Origin of the sequence: Pseudoalteromonas sp. S1608 (assembly GCF_005887265.1) — a bacterium.
In the GTDB taxonomy this organism is placed as follows: Bacteria; Pseudomonadota; Gammaproteobacteria; order Enterobacterales; family Alteromonadaceae; genus Pseudoalteromonas; species Pseudoalteromonas undina.
The window spans coordinates 207,814-223,717 of sequence record NZ_PNDK01000002.1 but is presented as its reverse complement, the minus strand read 5'-3'; the positions used below and the strand labels follow the sequence as shown (position 1 = coordinate 223,717).

15 protein-coding genes are annotated in these 15,904 nt (G+C 39.7%); 7 read left to right on the top strand and 8 right to left on the bottom strand.

Annotated features, from left to right (window positions below; genetic code table 11):
• Window positions 1-88 precede the first annotated feature (88 nt).
• The 3 genes from CWB75_RS01340 to CWB75_RS01330 are packed head-to-tail and all read left to right on the top strand — an operon-like array spanning window position 89 to window position 2,887.
• On the top strand, window positions 89-901 hold the full coding sequence (locus CWB75_RS01340; RefSeq protein WP_138569692.1) for a DUF3025 domain-containing protein: 813 nt from the start codon (window positions 89-91) through the stop codon (window positions 899-901).
• Window positions 898-1,686, top strand: coding sequence for an ABC transporter ATP-binding protein (locus CWB75_RS01335; RefSeq protein WP_075169185.1), 789 nt, complete (start codon window positions 898-900; stop codon window positions 1,684-1,686). The genes CWB75_RS01340 and CWB75_RS01335 overlap by 4 nt, the downstream gene beginning before the upstream one ends.
• On the top strand, window positions 1,679-2,887 hold the full coding sequence (locus tag CWB75_RS01330) for an ABC transporter permease (RefSeq protein ID WP_055012100.1): 1,209 nt from the start codon (window positions 1,679-1,681) through the stop codon (window positions 2,885-2,887). The genes CWB75_RS01335 and CWB75_RS01330 overlap by 8 nt, the downstream gene beginning before the upstream one ends.
• A 180-nt stretch (window positions 2,888-3,067) precedes the next feature.
• On the opposite strand, the gene CWB75_RS01325 is transcribed toward CWB75_RS01330, so the two are convergent.
• From CWB75_RS01325 to CWB75_RS01305, 5 genes are all read right to left on the bottom strand, one after another.
• Complete coding sequence (locus CWB75_RS01325; RefSeq protein WP_138569691.1) at window positions 3,068-4,792, bottom strand: proline--tRNA ligase; 1,725 nt, start codon at window positions 4,790-4,792, stop codon at window positions 3,068-3,070.
• A gap of 129 nt (window positions 4,793-4,921) precedes the next feature.
• Complete coding sequence (tsaA, locus tag CWB75_RS01320) at window positions 4,922-5,626, bottom strand: tRNA (N6-threonylcarbamoyladenosine(37)-N6)-methyltransferase TrmO (RefSeq protein ID WP_138569690.1); 705 nt, start codon at window positions 5,624-5,626, stop codon at window positions 4,922-4,924.
• A gap of 163 nt (window positions 5,627-5,789) precedes the next feature.
• A complete protein-coding gene (locus tag CWB75_RS01315) occupies window positions 5,790-6,359 on the bottom strand; it encodes an outer membrane beta-barrel protein (RefSeq protein ID WP_138569689.1) in 570 nt (189 codons plus the stop codon).
• A 245-nt stretch (window positions 6,360-6,604) separates the two neighbouring features.
• Window positions 6,605-7,069 carry an acyl-CoA thioesterase gene (locus CWB75_RS01310; RefSeq protein ID WP_008113812.1) on the bottom strand — a complete coding sequence of 155 codons (465 nt, stop codon included), beginning with the start codon at window positions 7,067-7,069 and terminating at the stop codon, window positions 6,605-6,607.
• A gap of 101 nt (window positions 7,070-7,170) precedes the next feature.
• Window positions 7,171-8,817 (bottom strand): electron transfer flavoprotein-ubiquinone oxidoreductase, encoded by a 1,647-nt coding sequence (locus tag CWB75_RS01305; RefSeq protein ID WP_138569688.1) that lies wholly within the window; start codon window positions 8,815-8,817, stop codon window positions 7,171-7,173.
• A 220-nt stretch (window positions 8,818-9,037) separates the two neighbouring features.
• Between CWB75_RS01305 and CWB75_RS01300 the strand changes: the two genes are divergently transcribed.
• The 3 genes from CWB75_RS01300 (at window position 9,038) to CWB75_RS01290 (ending at window position 11,979) form a co-directional block, all read left to right on the top strand.
• Complete coding sequence (locus tag CWB75_RS01300; protein WP_054200981.1) at window positions 9,038-9,787, top strand: electron transfer flavoprotein subunit beta/FixA family protein; 750 nt, start codon at window positions 9,038-9,040, stop codon at window positions 9,785-9,787.
• On the top strand, window positions 9,788-10,714 hold the full coding sequence (locus tag CWB75_RS01295; RefSeq protein WP_008113818.1) for an electron transfer flavoprotein subunit alpha/FixB family protein: 927 nt from the start codon (window positions 9,788-9,790) through the stop codon (window positions 10,712-10,714).
• A 185-nt stretch (window positions 10,715-10,899) separates the two neighbouring features.
• Window positions 10,900-11,979, top strand: a complete 1,080-nt coding sequence (locus CWB75_RS01290) for an acyltransferase family protein (RefSeq protein ID WP_138569687.1) — start codon at window positions 10,900-10,902, stop codon at window positions 11,977-11,979.
• Between the two features lie 126 nt (window positions 11,980-12,105).
• Here the strand turns inward: CWB75_RS01290 and asnS are convergent, their stop codons facing one another.
• Complete coding sequence (gene asnS, locus CWB75_RS01285; RefSeq protein WP_008113822.1) at window positions 12,106-13,503, bottom strand: asparagine--tRNA ligase; 1,398 nt, start codon at window positions 13,501-13,503, stop codon at window positions 12,106-12,108.
• Window positions 13,504-13,789: 286 nt separating this feature from the next.
• Here asnS and CWB75_RS01280 point away from each other — a divergent pair, with 286 nt between their 5' ends.
• Window positions 13,790-14,224 carry an ATP-binding protein gene (locus CWB75_RS01280; RefSeq protein ID WP_008113825.1) on the top strand — a complete coding sequence of 145 codons (435 nt, stop codon included), beginning with the start codon at window positions 13,790-13,792 and terminating at the stop codon, window positions 14,222-14,224.
• A gap of 3 nt (window positions 14,225-14,227) precedes the next feature.
• On the opposite strand, the gene CWB75_RS01275 is transcribed toward CWB75_RS01280, so the two are convergent.
• Both CWB75_RS01275 and CWB75_RS01270 read right to left on the bottom strand, forming a co-directional pair.
• Window positions 14,228-14,857 carry a Vat family streptogramin A O-acetyltransferase gene (locus CWB75_RS01275; RefSeq protein WP_138569686.1) on the bottom strand — a complete coding sequence of 210 codons (630 nt, stop codon included), beginning with the start codon at window positions 14,855-14,857 and terminating at the stop codon, window positions 14,228-14,230.
• A gap of 30 nt (window positions 14,858-14,887) precedes the next feature.
• Window positions 14,888-15,898, bottom strand: a complete 1,011-nt coding sequence (locus CWB75_RS01270) for an ABC transporter ATP-binding protein (protein WP_075169194.1) — start codon at window positions 15,896-15,898, stop codon at window positions 14,888-14,890.
• Window positions 15,899-15,904 lie beyond the last annotated feature (6 nt).

Here is a 15,904-nt window from a genome sequence, read left to right as displayed (position 1 = left end):
TAAGTGACCCTAGTATATGAACTTCTGTTAATTAGAACCAGTTTTTGCGGTAAACTGTCACGGATAAAAATGTACAGTAAAGGTAACAATGAAGCGTTTTACTCCCCCAGAACAATTCCAAGTAACGAGCCTAAACACAGGGGCATTTGCTCACTTACGTCAGCTGTTTAAAATTCATCAACAAACAGACTGGCCAGAACCTGCGTATTTTGCCCCGTACTTAAATGCCATAAACGCAAATAATCTCCCCGTTCGTTTTATCGATGATGCAAAGGTTGACTTTGCTGAGCGCTATTATGAACAAGTTATTTTTGAAACAGGGGAAGTACCTACTCGCCAGCAAAATTGGCATGATCTGTTTGGTGGTTTTATTTGGTGTTTATTCCCAAAAACAAAAGCCCTAATCAATCAGCGTCATGTAGATGAAATAGCTGTGCATGGTTTAAAACAACGCAGTAAACATCGTAACGCATTAACCCTGTTTGACGAGTGTGGCGTAGTTTTAGCTATTAGTGACTCTAATTGGAAAGCATGCTTAAGAGACCATCAATGGAAAACAGCATTTATAACGCATAGAGAGCAGTGGGGTAAAACTATAGCGCCATTCATGTTTGGCCACGCTAATTACGAAATGTTGACCAAACCTTATATTGGGCTCACAGGGAAAGCATTATTTGTGAATGTACCCGATGAAATATTTTGTAAAGATTTAGTAACGCAATATCAGTACCTAGATAAGCAACTTTATGAGATGATTAAAAATGATGATTGTTTAGCCGATAATAAACAGCTTTCACCCTTACCCTTATTAGGTGTTCCTGGTTGGTGTGAGGAGAATAACAATTCATCATTTTACGACAACACGGACTATTTTAGACCGAAACGAAGGACACGAAAATGATAGAAGTCACCGCGCTTAAGAAGAAGTTTAAGCTCACCAAAGATCATAAAAAAAATAAAATAGATGAAGTAGACCCACGCGAAGATAAAGACTTTTTTCATTCAGTAAAAAATGTCAGCTTTAGCTGTGCAAAAGGCGAAGTATTGGGGCTGTTAGGGCCTAATGGCGCGGGTAAAACCACCACCTTAAGAATGATTTCAACCGCATTAAAACCGGATGATGGCAGTATTACTATTGCTGGAAATGACATAATTAAAAAGCCACTGATTGGGCGTAAATCTATCGGGTTTTTGTCTGGCTCTACTGGTTTATATGGCCGTTTAACGGTAAAAGAAAATATCGAATATTTTGCAAAGCTACATGGCATGAGCAAGCAGGCAATCAAGGCACGCTGTGAAGAGTTATTTACCTTACTCGATATGCATAAATTTATTGATAAACGTGCTGAAAACTTATCAACCGGTATGAAGCAAAAAGCCAACATTGCGCGTGCTGTGGTGCATCATCCAGACGTTGTTATTCTTGATGAGCCAACTACCGGGCTTGATATTATGACCACGCAAACAGTAATTAACTTTATTAAAGGCTTAAAAGCACAAGGCACTCCGGTTATTTTCTCAACGCACCATTTAGATGAAGTTGCGCTTTTATGTGACCGTGTAGCGGTTATTAATGAAGGTGTAAGTTGTTTTGATGGCACCCTCGCTGAATTTAAACAAGCGGGTAACAGCGAAGAATTAAACCAAGCGTTTATGAACATATTAACGGAGAAGCAAGATGTTTGAAGTTTTTAAAAAGGAATTAACCGAGCTGCTACGCGATAAAAAAACCTTGTTGTTCGTGGTAGTATTTCCGATTGTGGTTTTTCCGTTGTTATTTGCTGTGGTTGCGTTTATTTCTTCGCAAGCCGCGCTTGATGCAGAGCAAAAAGTGAATACTTATGCGATTATCAATGGCGACTTTGCCCCAGAATTTACTGATAAAGTGTTTTATCATAAAAGCTTTGAGTTATATAAAGGCGATAAAACTTTTAATAGTGTTGAGGAGCTAAAAGCAGGGGTAACTGCTGGCGATATCGACATGGGAATATACTTACCAAGCGATGCAGTAAAAACATTAGATGATAAAAAGCAAAGTGAATGGCAAGTTGTATTTAATGATTCAAAATCAATTAACTTCTTATTTGAGCGTGTAAAAGAGCTTGCTAAAGAGTACAGCGATACACTTCAAGAAAGTAAACTATTGAGTTTTGGTATCGATAAAAGCGCACAAGAATCTATTTTAAAGCCAATTAATGTGGTTAAAGTTGATACTGCAGACAAACGTGAAAACTTAGGTGAAAAAGTAGGTGGGTTTTTACCTTATTTACTTATCCCGTTAGTACTGATGGGGGCAACTTACCCAGCAATTGATTTAGGCGCTGGCGAAAAAGAGCGTGGTACTTTAGAAACGTTATTACTTACCCCCATTACTCGTACAGAGCTAGTATTGGGTAAATTTATTACTCTACTCACAACTTCAATCGCATCAACTACTATCACCGTGATTAGTATGGGGTGTTGGATAGCATTAGCACTGGCATTTGCTGATCTAGAGTTTATTAAAGCCGCGTTTAGTACATTAGGCATTTCAGACTTGCTGATGATTTTTGTATTATTATTACCAATTGCAGCTATTTTTTCTGCATTAGCATTGGCTATATCAATCTATGCACGTTCGTTTAAAGAAGCGCAAAATTACATGACGCCATTAAGTATGGTGGTATTTTTCCCAATTATTATCTCCATTATGCCTAATATGGAACTGACCGCTAAAACAGCCTTTATTCCGGTTACTAACGTCGCCTTAGCGATCAAAGAAATTATTAAAGGCACAGTCGATTACACGCTGGTGGGATTGATATTTTTAGCTACAGCACTGATAGCCGGTGCACTATTGGCATTTTGTGTTAAGTGGTTTAACCGCGAAGACGTGTTGTTTAGATAAGCATCTAAATTGCAAAGTATAAAAAAAGGTCGCACAGCGACCTTTTTTTATAAATTATTAATTATGAGACAATGCTATTTGCTTAATTTAAGCTCTGTGTTTGAAAATTACTAGATAAGCAATCAATAAAAAACCGCTGTATGAAAAAATCATACAGCGGTTTTTTAATTAGATTATTATTTATGATTTAAATTGCGCTTTAATAGTTTCAATCGCGCTATCGATATCAATCATAAGTTTTTCACCGGTGCGACGGTTTTTAAGTTCTACCTTATTCTCATCAAGGTTACGCTCACCAATGACAAGCGTGTAAGGTACACCAAGTAATTCCATGTCATTAAACATAACACCAGGGCGCTCTTTACGGTCATCAAATAACACGTCCAAACCTGCATCTTTTAAACCTTGATAGAGGTTATTAGCAATATCAGGAATACGATGCGATTTATGCATATTCATTGGCACAATTGCTAAATCGAAAGGAGCTATGGTTTTAGGCCATGTAATACCGTATTGGTCGTTATTTTGCTCAATAGCTGCAGCAACAATACGCGATACACCAATTCCGTAACAACCCATAGTCATTATTTGATTTTTACCTGACTCGCTTAGTACACCTGCTTTTAATGCTTCTGAGTACTTAGTACCTAGTTGGAAAATATGACCCACTTCAATACCGCGCTTAATTTGCAACGTGCCTTGACCACACGGGCTAGGATCGCCTTCTACAATATTACGGATATCAGCAACTTCGTAGTTTGTTACGTCGCGATCCCAGTTAATACCGCTAAAGTGCTCATCATCTTTATTGGCACCGGCTACAAAATCAGCCATTACATTCGCAGTTCTATCAACAATAATAGGCATGTTTAAGCCAACAGGCCCTAAAGAACCTGGTTTTGCGCCAATGGCAGCAACAATATCTGCTTCGGTTGCCATTTCAAGTGGAGAATCAACCAATGGGTGCTTCTCAGCTTTGAGTTCATTTAGTTCATGATCGCCACGTAGTACTAATGCAACAAGGCCGCGTACGCCGTCTTCATTAGGAGTACCATAAACCACTAATGTTTTAATACCGCGATGGGGTTTTACGCCATAGTGTTTTTTAAGCTCATTAATTGTTTTTGCATCAGGCGTTGGGAATGCTTTTAACTCTTTGCTTGCTTCTGGGCGAGCTTCAGTTGGCGCTAATGCTTCGGCTTTTTCAATATTAGCGGCGTAGTCGCTGGCATCACTAAAAGCAATGGCGTCTTCGCCAGATTCAGCAAGTACATGGAACTCATGCGATACACTACCGCCAATAGAGCCTGTGTCTGCAATTACTGGACGGTAATCTAAGCCTAAACGTTCAAAAATGTTACAGTAGGCTTTGTGCATAACTTGATACGTTGCATCTAAACATTCATCGGTTAAATGGAATGAGTAGGCATCTTTCATAGTAAATTCACGGGCACGCATAACACCAAAACGTGGGCGGCGCTCATCACGTACTTTAGTTTGTACTTGGTACAAAGTAATTGGTAGTTGTTTGTAGCTGTTAATTTCTTTACGAACAAAATCGGTGATCACTTCTTCATGGGTAGGACCCATAGCAAATTCACGATTATGACGGTCGGTAAAGCGCATTAACTCAGGACCAAACTCACTCCAGCGGCCAGACTCTTCCCATAAATCAGCAGGCTGAATAACAGGCATAAGCATTTCAATTGCGCCGGCTTTATCCATTTCTTCGCGTACTATGTTTTCTACTTTTCTTAGCACACGTAAGCCAGAGGGAAGCCAAGTGTATAAACCCGAAGCGACGCGACGGATCATTCCGGCTCTAAGCATTAATTGATGCGAGACAATTTCCGCATCGGATGGCGTTTCTTTAAGTGTAGCGAGTATATATTGACTAGTACGCATGTTTTTTCCGAAATAGAGTGATATGTTCTTTTAATTAAGGCGCTCAGTTTACCAGCGGTTGCATTGACACTAAAGCGCTAAGTGATTTTTTATCGAATTTTATAGCCATAACAGGGCTTTAAAGTTAGCTTAACTGAGCTCAATATGAGTAACCAGATGATGAGAATCAGTCACTTGCCAAGTAATATTGTATTCATACAAATTCATACCATAGCTTTGCACGCCTTGTTTTTGCTTTTTGTAGGCAGGGCGTGGATCTTGTTTTAGCACATTACTAATAAACGCTTGTAGCTCAGGGTAGTGGCTTTGTTTATTTATAAATTCTAAAGCTTGCTGGCTAAATTCAACACTCATTTGAGTTTCTGGGCGCGTATCAGCAAATCCAGCGCTTGCATCGGGTAATGAGTCTGAATAGGGTAAATAAGGTTTTATATCTACGATGGGTGTGCCGTCAAGTAAATCAATACCGGTGAGCAATAACGCTAACTGACCGTTTTTATACTCAATTCCCTCTAACTTTACTGCACTCATGCCAATAGCATTTGGACGAAAAGTAGCACGAGTAGCAAATACGCCTTTACGCTCATTACCGCCAAGGCGCGGCGGGCGAACCATTGCTGAATAGCCTTTATCTGCGGTTTCATGAAAACGAAATAACAGCCAAATATGGCTAAATTCATCTAATCCGCGAACGAATTCTTCACGATTAAATTCTTTGGCAAAAATCAATTTAGCTTTAGCTTCGGGTACTAATCTAGGCTGCCTAGGAATGGCAAATTTTTGTTTATACGGAGATTGAATGTGGCCAATAGCCGAAATTTGATAATCGCTCATAATGCTCGGTTATAGAAAAAATAGAGCGTTATTCTACCTTTAATTAATGTTGCTGGCATTAGCTTAATTAGGAGAGGAGTTATAGACTGATTGGTTTAAATGTGAAATAAAAAAGGTAAGGCTAAAAATAGCCTTACCTAATGTTTTAACAATTAAGCTATTATTAAAACATGTATTGGAATGATACTGACGCAACATCCATTTCTGGATCAATATCATCTTCTAATTCGTAACGCTCATACTCTAAACGCACTTGCATATTGGTTGTAAATGCATATTCAATACCTGCACCGTAAAATACGTCGCCGCCATCTTGAGATGCGCTGATGCTGCCAACCGGTAGCTCTTGAGTAACGTCTGCATCCCATTCAAACCAACCACCTTTTGCATAAACAGAAAAATCTTCAGTGATCGGCGCTGCAAAACGTGCTGCTAACGATACGCCATCAATTTCAGCTTTACTGTCTATATCACTCACTTCATCAAAATTTTGATAAGCAAGCTCAAGACTTAAATGTTCATTAAATTGGGTACCAATGTAACCTTTTAACATTTGCGCGTCGTCATCAAATTCGGTGTCGTTTTCGCTATCTTCAAACTGAAATGAATATTGGCCATAACCAATACCAGTGTAAATGCGCGGAGAGTCCATGTCGGTAACATCAGCTTGTGCCGCTGAATTAAAACCCAGTGTTGCTAAAGCAAGTGCAGAAAGAGAAAGTGTTTTAATCATTATATAGCTCCTTTAAAAAGTAATATCGATGAATTATTTCATCAAACGTCGATTTACTAATTGCAGTGAGCGTGCCAAGTATTATTTCGCATAATATTTGGCCTTTATGTGTGTTTGTTGAGCTGTTTTGTTTTTTTTGGCACGCAAAACAATCAGGTGTTCAGCGTGCAGTTAATCCATAAAAATTAAAAATTGTAGCTTTTACAAGTTGTTGTAGTTTCTACATACCTATAAAAGCAACTAAATTAAACTTTATCTAATAAGTTTTCTGTTTCAATGGCTATTTGCTTCATTTTAATTGCGTAGTTCTCAAGCTTTTTGTCTTCATCGGTAACCGATTTAAATTCTGGTACCGCCACAGGGTAACCCGTTTCATCCATAGCAACAAAGCTAATAACACAGTGATTGGTTTCAACTAGGTTTTGCGTTTTCGGGTCGCCACAGCGAACTTGAATAAAAATTTGCATGCTGGTTTTGCCGGTGTGTGCAATTTTTGCTTCAACCTCAACAATTTGGCCAACTAAGATAGGGCGGCTAAACTTAACGCCTGCAACCGATACCGTTACACAGTAGTGGCCGCTCCAGCCCGCAGCACAGGCATAACCCGCTTGGTCAATCCACTTCATGACCACACCGCCATGCACCTTACCACCAAAATTTACATCGGTTGGTTCTGCTAAAAAACGAAAAATTACACTCGACGACGCCATAACACACTCTCATTCATTCATATTACTTAACAGCATAGCGCAAAAAAGGGGCCGAAGCCCCTGCAATTTAGGATAAGTTTATAATTTCTATAGAAAGGTTGTTACATATTGGGATAGTTAGGGCCACCAGCACCTTCGGGAGTTACCCAGGTAATATTTTGGCTCGGATCTTTAATATCACAGGTTTTACAATGCACACAGTTTTGCGCGTTGATCACAAAGGATTGCTCGCCTTCTACTTCTTGTACTTCGTAAACGCCGGCAGGGCAGTAGCGCTGTGCTGGCTCGTCAAATTTAACTAAGTTAACGATAATCGGAATTGATGCATCTTTTAGTTTTAAGTGACACGGCTGCGATTCTTCATGATTTGTATTAGATAAAAACACTGAAGAAAGCTTATCAAAACTGAGTTTGCCATCAGGCTTAGGGTAGTTAATTTTTTCAGCTTGGTTAGCGTCTTTTAAAGTTGCATGGTCAGGTACGTTATCTTTAAAACTAAACGGTAGGGCACCCTTAAATATATTTTGATCAAGCGTGTTATATGCGCCGCCTGCAAATTTACCTAAGGTATGCATAGCAGGGCCAAAATTACGAGACTGATACAGCTCTTTGAACGCCCATGACTTTTTAAACTCATCGCTATACTGGGTTAAATCAGTATTGGCTAAATTGTTTTGTAGCGCATTAAAAATAACTTCAGCGGCTATCATGCCTGACTTCATAGCCGTATGATTGCCTTTAATTTTTGCAAAATTAAGCGTGCCAGCATCACAACCCACTAATAAACCACCTGGGAAGTGCATTTTTGGTAATGAATGTAAACCGCCTTTTGCAATGGCACGTGCGCCATAGGCAATGCGTTCTCCACCTTCAAGTGTATTTTTGAAAATAGGGTGATGTTTTAATCGTTGAAATTCATCAAACGGGCTTAAGTGTGGGTTTGAGTAATTTAAATCAACAATTAACCCCACAACCACTTGGTTGTTTTCGCTATGATACATAAAGGCGCCACCGCCAGTGTCGCCACTCAATGGCCAACCGGTTCCGTGTACAACTTTACCCAATTGATGTTTAGATTCATCAACTTGCCAAATTTCTTTAAAACCTAAACCATAATGCTGTGGTGAACATTCATCGTCTAAAGCAAACTGATTGATCAGCTGCTTACCTAAATGACCGCGACAGCCCTCAGCAAATACTGTGTACTTAGCGCGTAGCTCCATACCTGGCATGTAACCGTCTTTTTCATTGCCATTTTTATCTACACCCATATCGCCAGTAATGATGCCTTTTACAACATCATCTTCAATAATGACTGAATGCGCACTAAAGCCTGGAAATATTTCTACTCCAAGGTTTTCTGCTTGCTCTGCTAACCAGCGACATACATTACCCATAGAAACAATGTAGTTACCCTTGTTATGAAATGTATTTGGTGTAGCAAAGTGAGGAATTGAGGTTGCTTTATGTTCGTTGTTAAACCAGTAAATCTCATCATTTACCACTTTAGTCGAAACAGGAGCGCCGAGTTCCTGCCAATTTGGCAGTAATTCGTCAAGTGCTTTGGTTTCAAAAACGGCACCTGATAATACATGTGCACCAACTTCTGAGCCTTTTTCAACTACACATATCATGCACTCTTGTTGTTTTTCTTGTGCTTGCTGCGCGAGTTTAATTGCTGTTGAAAGCCCCGCTGGACCTGCCCCTACAACTACAACATCAAATTCCATGGTTTCGCGTTCAATCATAATAACCTCTTTATCTATGACGGACTCACCTTTGCATTATTTGGCAAAAAGTAAGCTAAGCAACCTGTTTCTTTGTTATGCAAATTAATCGTTACAGGTTGTGAATAGTTTAAGGTTATTTTAGGTTGACGTTTACGTCAACAGGAAGTAGTCTGATTTCATAAAATAAATAGGTTGACGTAGACGTTAGCTTATAGGTTTAAATAATTATGGAGTCCCTATGAAAGTTCTCGTACCAATAAAAAGAGTGATCGACTACAACGTAAAAGCTCGCGTTAAACCTGACAACAGCGGTGTTGATTTAACTAACGTTAAAATGGCCATGAACCCATTTTGTGAAATTGCTGTAGAAGAAGCGATTCGTTTAAAAGAAGCGGGTACTGCAACCGAAGTAGTTGTTGTTACTATTGGCGCTAAAGCATCTCAAGAACAATTACGTACAGCACTGGCTTTGGGCGCAGATAAAGCGATTCATGTTGAAACAGAGCAAAACTTAGAGTCCTTACATATAGCAAAATTGCTTGCCAAAGTAGTTGAACAAGAATCGCCTGAGCTGGTTATTTTAGGAAAACAGTCAATCGATTCTGATAATAATCAAACAGGTCAAATGCTAGCGGCGCTGACTAATCGTGGTCAAGGTACGTTTGCTTCTAAAGTGGTTATTGAAAATGACAAAGTGAATGTCACTCGTGAAGTCGATGGTGGTTTACAAACCGTTGCACTTAATTTACCCGCAATAGTCACCACCGATTTACGTTTGAATGAGCCACGTTATGCGTCGCTACCTAATATTATGAAAGCCAAACGTAAGCCGTTAGAAGTTATTGCGGCTGATTCGCTAGGTGTAGATTTAGCCCCGCGTATTGAATTGGTCAGTGTAGAAGAGCCTGCAAAACGTAGCGGCGGGATTATTGTTGAAGATGTTGCACAGCTTGTAGAAAAACTTAAAACAGAGGCAAAGGTGATTTAAATGAAAACTCTTGTAATTGCAGAGCACGATAACGGTGCCTTAAAACCAGAAACCTCAAAAACGATTAATGCCGCTAAAAAATTAGGCTTTGACGTAGATGTATTATTAGCAGGCATAAACCTTGGCGCCATGAGTGAGTCACTCGCGAGCATTGAGGGTGTTGCGAATGTTTTACTTGCTGATAATGCAGTTTATGAGCATCAACTTGCTGAAAGCATGACAGATCTAGTGTTATCACTTGCAGATAGTTACAGCCATATTGTGGCAAGTGCAACTACTACAGGTAAAAACTTTATGCCGCGTGTTGCCGCATTATTAGATGTAGCGCAAATTTCAGAAATTATTGACGTAATTGACGCAGATACATTTAAGCGCCCAATTTACGCGGGTAATGCTATTGCAACGGTTAAATCGCTCGATAGTAAAAAAGTGATCACAGTACGTGCAAGTAGCTTTGATTTACAAGGCGAGCAAGCTCCAGCTAATGTAACCGCTGTAGATGCAGTCTCTGATTCACAGTTAAGCAGTTTTGTTAGTGTTGAACAAACTGAATCAGAGCGTCCAGAGCTAACGGCTGCAGATGTGGTTATTTCGGGTGGTCGTGGTATGCAAAATGGTGAAAATTTTGCATTATTAAATGGCATTGCCGATAAACTCGGTGCCGCTATTGGTGCATCACGTGCAGCGGTTGACGCGGGCTTTGTGCCTAACGATATGCAAGTAGGGCAAACAGGTAAAATTGTCGCGCCTAATTTATATATTGCTGTGGGTATTAGTGGTGCCATTCAGCATCTTGCGGGTATGAAAGATTCAAAAGTTATTGTTGCCATTAATAAAGACCCTGATGCGCCAATATTCCAAGTAGCTGATTACGGTTTAGTTGCTGACTTATTTGATGTTTTACCACAGTTAGAGCAAGCACTATAAAGGAAAGCAATAAACCGCTCCTAAAGTAACAAATTCTGATTTAAAGCCGCCGTTTCATTATTGATTCTGCGGCTTTTTTAATTCAACAACTCCACTTATCTAAATTACTTGCGATTTAAGTTTTTTTACTACAAAGTGACAGCGTTGTCATTTGTAGAAATACAAATTATTAAATAGGAGCCAAAATGACAAGGTATAAAGCACTTGATGCTATGCGTGGGCTAACCATAGCGTTAATGATACTGGTAAACACTCCGGGAACGTGGTCCCATGTGTATGCCCCTTTACTTCATGCAGATTGGCATGGTTGTACCCCTACGGATGTAATTTTTCCGTTTTTTATGTTTATTATTGGCTCTGCGATGTTTTTTTCGTTCAAAAAAACTAACAGTGCAGCCAGTGCTAGCCAAGTATTAAGACTAGTTAAACGTGGAGCAATTATATTTGCCATTGGTCTAGCTTTAAATATTTATCCCTTAACTACCAATATTGAAAACTTGAGAATATTAGGTGTACTGCAACGTATAGGGATAGCCTATATTTTAGCGTCTATCTGTGTGTTGTTTTTAAATAGGCGAGGGGTGTTAACGCTATCGGTTATTATCTTAGTTGCTTATTGGTTATTACTGTTAAGCGTTGGCGCTGAAAACGCTTATACACTCGAACATAACCTAGTTAGAGCGGTTGATATTGCCGTACTAGGTGAGTCGCATTTATGGCAAGGCAAAGGGCTCGCATTTGATCCAGAAGGGCTGATCAGTACGTTACCCGCTGTGGTGAGTGTCTTATTTGGTTTTGAAGTAACGCGCCTGTTAACGAGCACAAGTTGCCAGTGGGCAAGTATTAAACGGCTGTTAGTTATTGGTGTAGTTGCAGTTGTTATTGGGCAATTAACCTCAATGGTGATGCCAATTAATAAATCACTTTGGACCAGTAGCTTTGTTATCTACACATCCGGGATTGCTTGTAGTGTGTTGGCATTTTTTGTTTGGCTTTGCGACATTGTTAAACCTGAGCGCCTTGTTAATCCATTAATTGTGTATGGGTCAAACCCACTGTTTATATATGTATTATCGGCTGTGTGGGTACTGAGCTATTCACTGATTAATATTGGCGAGCTAAACTTGGGGGATTGGATGTATCAGCAACTCGCCTTGGTTATGAGCGCTAAATTGGCATCGTTCACCTTTGCTTTATTGCATGTTATTGGCTTTTGGGTAATTTCGAATATGCTTTATAAACGAAAAATATTTATAAAGATTTAGTATTTATAACAATTTTCTTCCTTAAGCGGGAGGCAAATTGTTCAAGTATTTATGCACATTAATATATCAGACAATAAAAAACCAACCCGCGGGTTGGTTTTTTTATTTAACGTTACAAAGCTTAGCTTAGTACGTTGCGCTGCCTTTAGTACGTGGGAATGCAATAACATCACGTACGTTACCCATACCGGTAACATAAGCAACTAAACGCTCAAAACCTAAACCAAAGCCAGAGTGTGGCACACTACCGTATTTACGTAGGTCGCGGTACCAGCTGTAGTCTTCTTTGTTTAAGCCCATCTCTTCAAGGCGTGCATCTAATACATCAAGACGCTCTTCACGTTGTGAACCACCAATGATCTCACCAATACCTGGTGCAACTACGTCCATAGCTGCAACAGTTTTGCCGTCTTCATTTTGACGCATGTAGAATGCTTTAATATCACGCGGGTAGTTTTTAATAACAACCGGTGCTTTAAAGTGTTCTTCAGCTAGGTAGCGTTCGTGCTCAGACTGTAAATCTACACCCCATTCAACGTCGTACTCAAATTTCTTGCCACACGCTTTTAAAATCTCTACAGCGTCGGTGTAGTCAACTTGGGCAAAGTCTTTTTCAACAAATTCTTCTAAACGGCTAATGGCTGTTTTTTCAACACGTAATGCGAAAAATTCCATGTCGTCACGGCGTTCTTCCAATACGGCTTTAAACACGTACTTAAGCATGTTTTCAGCCAGTTTTGCGATATCTTCTAAATCAGCAAACGCAACTTCTGGCTCTACCATCCAAAATTCTGCTAAGTGGCGAGATGTATTTGAATTTTCTGCACGGAACGTAGGACCAAAGGTGTAAATTTTTGACATAGCTGATGCATATGTTTCACCGTTTAGCTGGCCAGATACCGTTAGAAAGGCTTCTTTGCCAAAAAAGTCTTCGCTGTAATCAATCTCGCCTTTGTCCGTCATTGGCAGATTTTGCATATCAAGCGTTGATACACGGAACATCTCACCTGCGCCTTCACAGTCACTTGCAGTAATAATTGGCGTGCTGATCCAGTAAAACCCTTGCTCATGGTAAAAGCGGTGGATTGCTTGTGCTAAACAGTTACGGACACGTGTTACTGCGCCAATCATATTAGTGCGAGGGCGAAGGTGAGCGTGTTCACGTAAATACTCAATGCTGTGGCGTTTAGCCGACATTGGGTAGGTGTCTGGGTTTTCAACCCAACCTAACACAGTTACTGAGTTAGCTTGAATTTCGAAAGATTGACCTTGTCCTGCTGATTGTACTAATACACCGGTAACCGACACAGAACAGCCTGCTGTTAAGCTTGTAACTTCATCATAATTATTCAGTGAATTAGGAACTACCGCTTGAATAGGATCAAAACACGAACCGTCATGAACGGCTAAAAATGATATTCCTGCTTTTGAATCGCGGCGTGTACGGATCCAGCCTTTAATGGTTACTTGGCTGTCTACCGCAACATTGCCTTTTAATAGCTCTGAAATCGCTAAATGGCTCATCTTCACTCCAATGATATAAGTTGCCTAACTATATAAATTAACTGTGCGTTACTCATGCTTTTTAGCATTTGAGGTCACTGCACTTGAACCTTGTATAATACCTAGTAAAGTAAAATAAAAAAACTGTTGTGGGCAACTCTTTAAAAGTTTTTAGTGGTACGTTGTTTTTTTAACCAATTTTTGCAGTTAAATAACCACTATTACCATTTGTTGCTCTGAAATTTCATCAATTTGTGGCATTATTACTAAATAAACCGAATTGACGTATTAATAAAAAATGGATGCTATGAAACAAGTTTTTATTTTACGAGGACTACCAGGCAGTGGTAAGTCATATTATGCGCAAAATCTCGCCGAGGAACTTTCCGGAGCAGATGAAAGCCAATATTTTATTTGCTCAACAGATGATTACTTTGTTAACGAGCAGGGTGAGTATCATTTTGATAAGTTTAAATTATCGCAATATCATAATTTAAACTTGGCCCGTTTTATTAATGCCTTAGCACAAGGCATTGAACTGGTAATAGTGGATAACACCAATATTAAAAAGTGGGAATTTATTGCCTATTCACAAGCAGCCATTGCTTTAGGCTATCAGGTAAAAGAAGTGATTGTTGGCGAAGTGAAAGATAAATCAATGCAACACTTATACGCAAAACGCAATAGCCATAACATACCGTTAAAAACGATTAGTAAAATGGCTTACATGTTTGAGTGGTAATTATTAAATTTTAGCTAATACGTCTATATCAGAGTGTGTAATGGCATCTAAATGAGCGGTGATTTCTTCACTGCTCCAGTCCCACCATGCAATCGCTAGAAGTTTATTAATAGTCGCATCATCAAAACGCTTTTTTATTAATTTTGCAGGGTTACCGCCTACAATACCATAGGCGGGCACATCAGACGTTACCACAGATTTACTTGCTATAATGGCACCATCACCGACTTTTACTCCTGGCATAATGGTGGCGTTGTAACCTATCCACACATCATTACCTATTTCAGTATCTCCCTTAAAAGGTAAATCACCTTGTTGAGGTGCAGATTTTTCCCAGCCATTACCAAATATAAAAAATGGATAGGTAGAAAAGCCGGAGGTTTGATGATTAGCCCCATTCATTATAAAAGTAACGTCTTTAGCTATCGCACAAAACTTACCTATGATAAGACGGTCCCCGATAAAATCGAAATGGTAAAGTACATTTTTTTCAAAGTTTTCAGGGCCATCAGGGTCGTCGTAATAGGTATAATCACCAACGTCTATATTCGCAGAGGTGATAAAGTTTTTTAAATAACCTACTTGAGGAAACCCTTCCATAGGTGATGGATTGTTTGGATTTGGTCCGTTCATAGTTTCCTCCAAAGTAGAATATATAAAGCGCTAGCTTTTAAATGCCGCCAGTGGATGAGAGGTACTAAGCGATACATGTACGTTATCACCAGGATTTACCACTACTTCATGACTCACGCGACTTGTAACCACAGTACCACAGGCTAGTTTTATGGCGCATAATCTGCTGCCGCCTTCAAAGCGTACCCAAATTACTTCGCCATTATTTCCTACACTGCTTTGTACTAATAATACATCATCTGGACGAAGTAACACCTCTACCTCACCGTTTTCACAGTCAACACCATGAGCGGGAACATTACCAATATCGGTAAGTGCTTGGCCGTTATTCAGCGTTCCTTTTATAAAACTAGCTTCACCTAGAAAGCGTGCCACAAAGCGATTATTGGGTGCACTAAAGCATTGCTCTGGGCTATCAATTTGCTGTATTTTTCCGCCTTTTAGTACACCCACGCGATCGCCCACCGAAAGTGCTTCTTCTTGATCGTGCGTTACCCAAATAGCGGGTACGCCGGCTTCTTTAAGCGCATTACGTATATCCCAACGTAGCATGTCTTTTAAAGCCGCGTCTAAGTTTGATAGTGGCTCATCAAGTAATACAAAGTCTGGCTGGTGGGCTAGGGTGCGCGCTAATGCAACACGCTGTTTTTGCCCGCCTGAAAGTGTCGCTGGTTTTTTATGTCTAAACGCATCTAAACCGAGTAGCTTTATCCAATGATCAGCAGGGCTTGTGTCTTTTAGTTTAAAACACACATTTTGTTCAACCGTTAAATGGGGAAACAACGCAAAGTCTTGAAACACCATACCTACACTGCGTTTTTCAGGGGCTACAGTATGCTTTGGTGTAGCAGTCCATTTAGCAACTTTAATTTCGCCGTCGCTAATTGGTAAAAGCCCAGCTAGGGCTTGTAAAATAGTACTTTTACCACAACCTGTTGGACCAACAAGCATTAAAATTTCGCTTTCACCTAAAGTGAAATTTAAGTCACTAACAACACGATTACTGCCATAATCTATAGACAACTGACTTACAGATAGCATTTATAT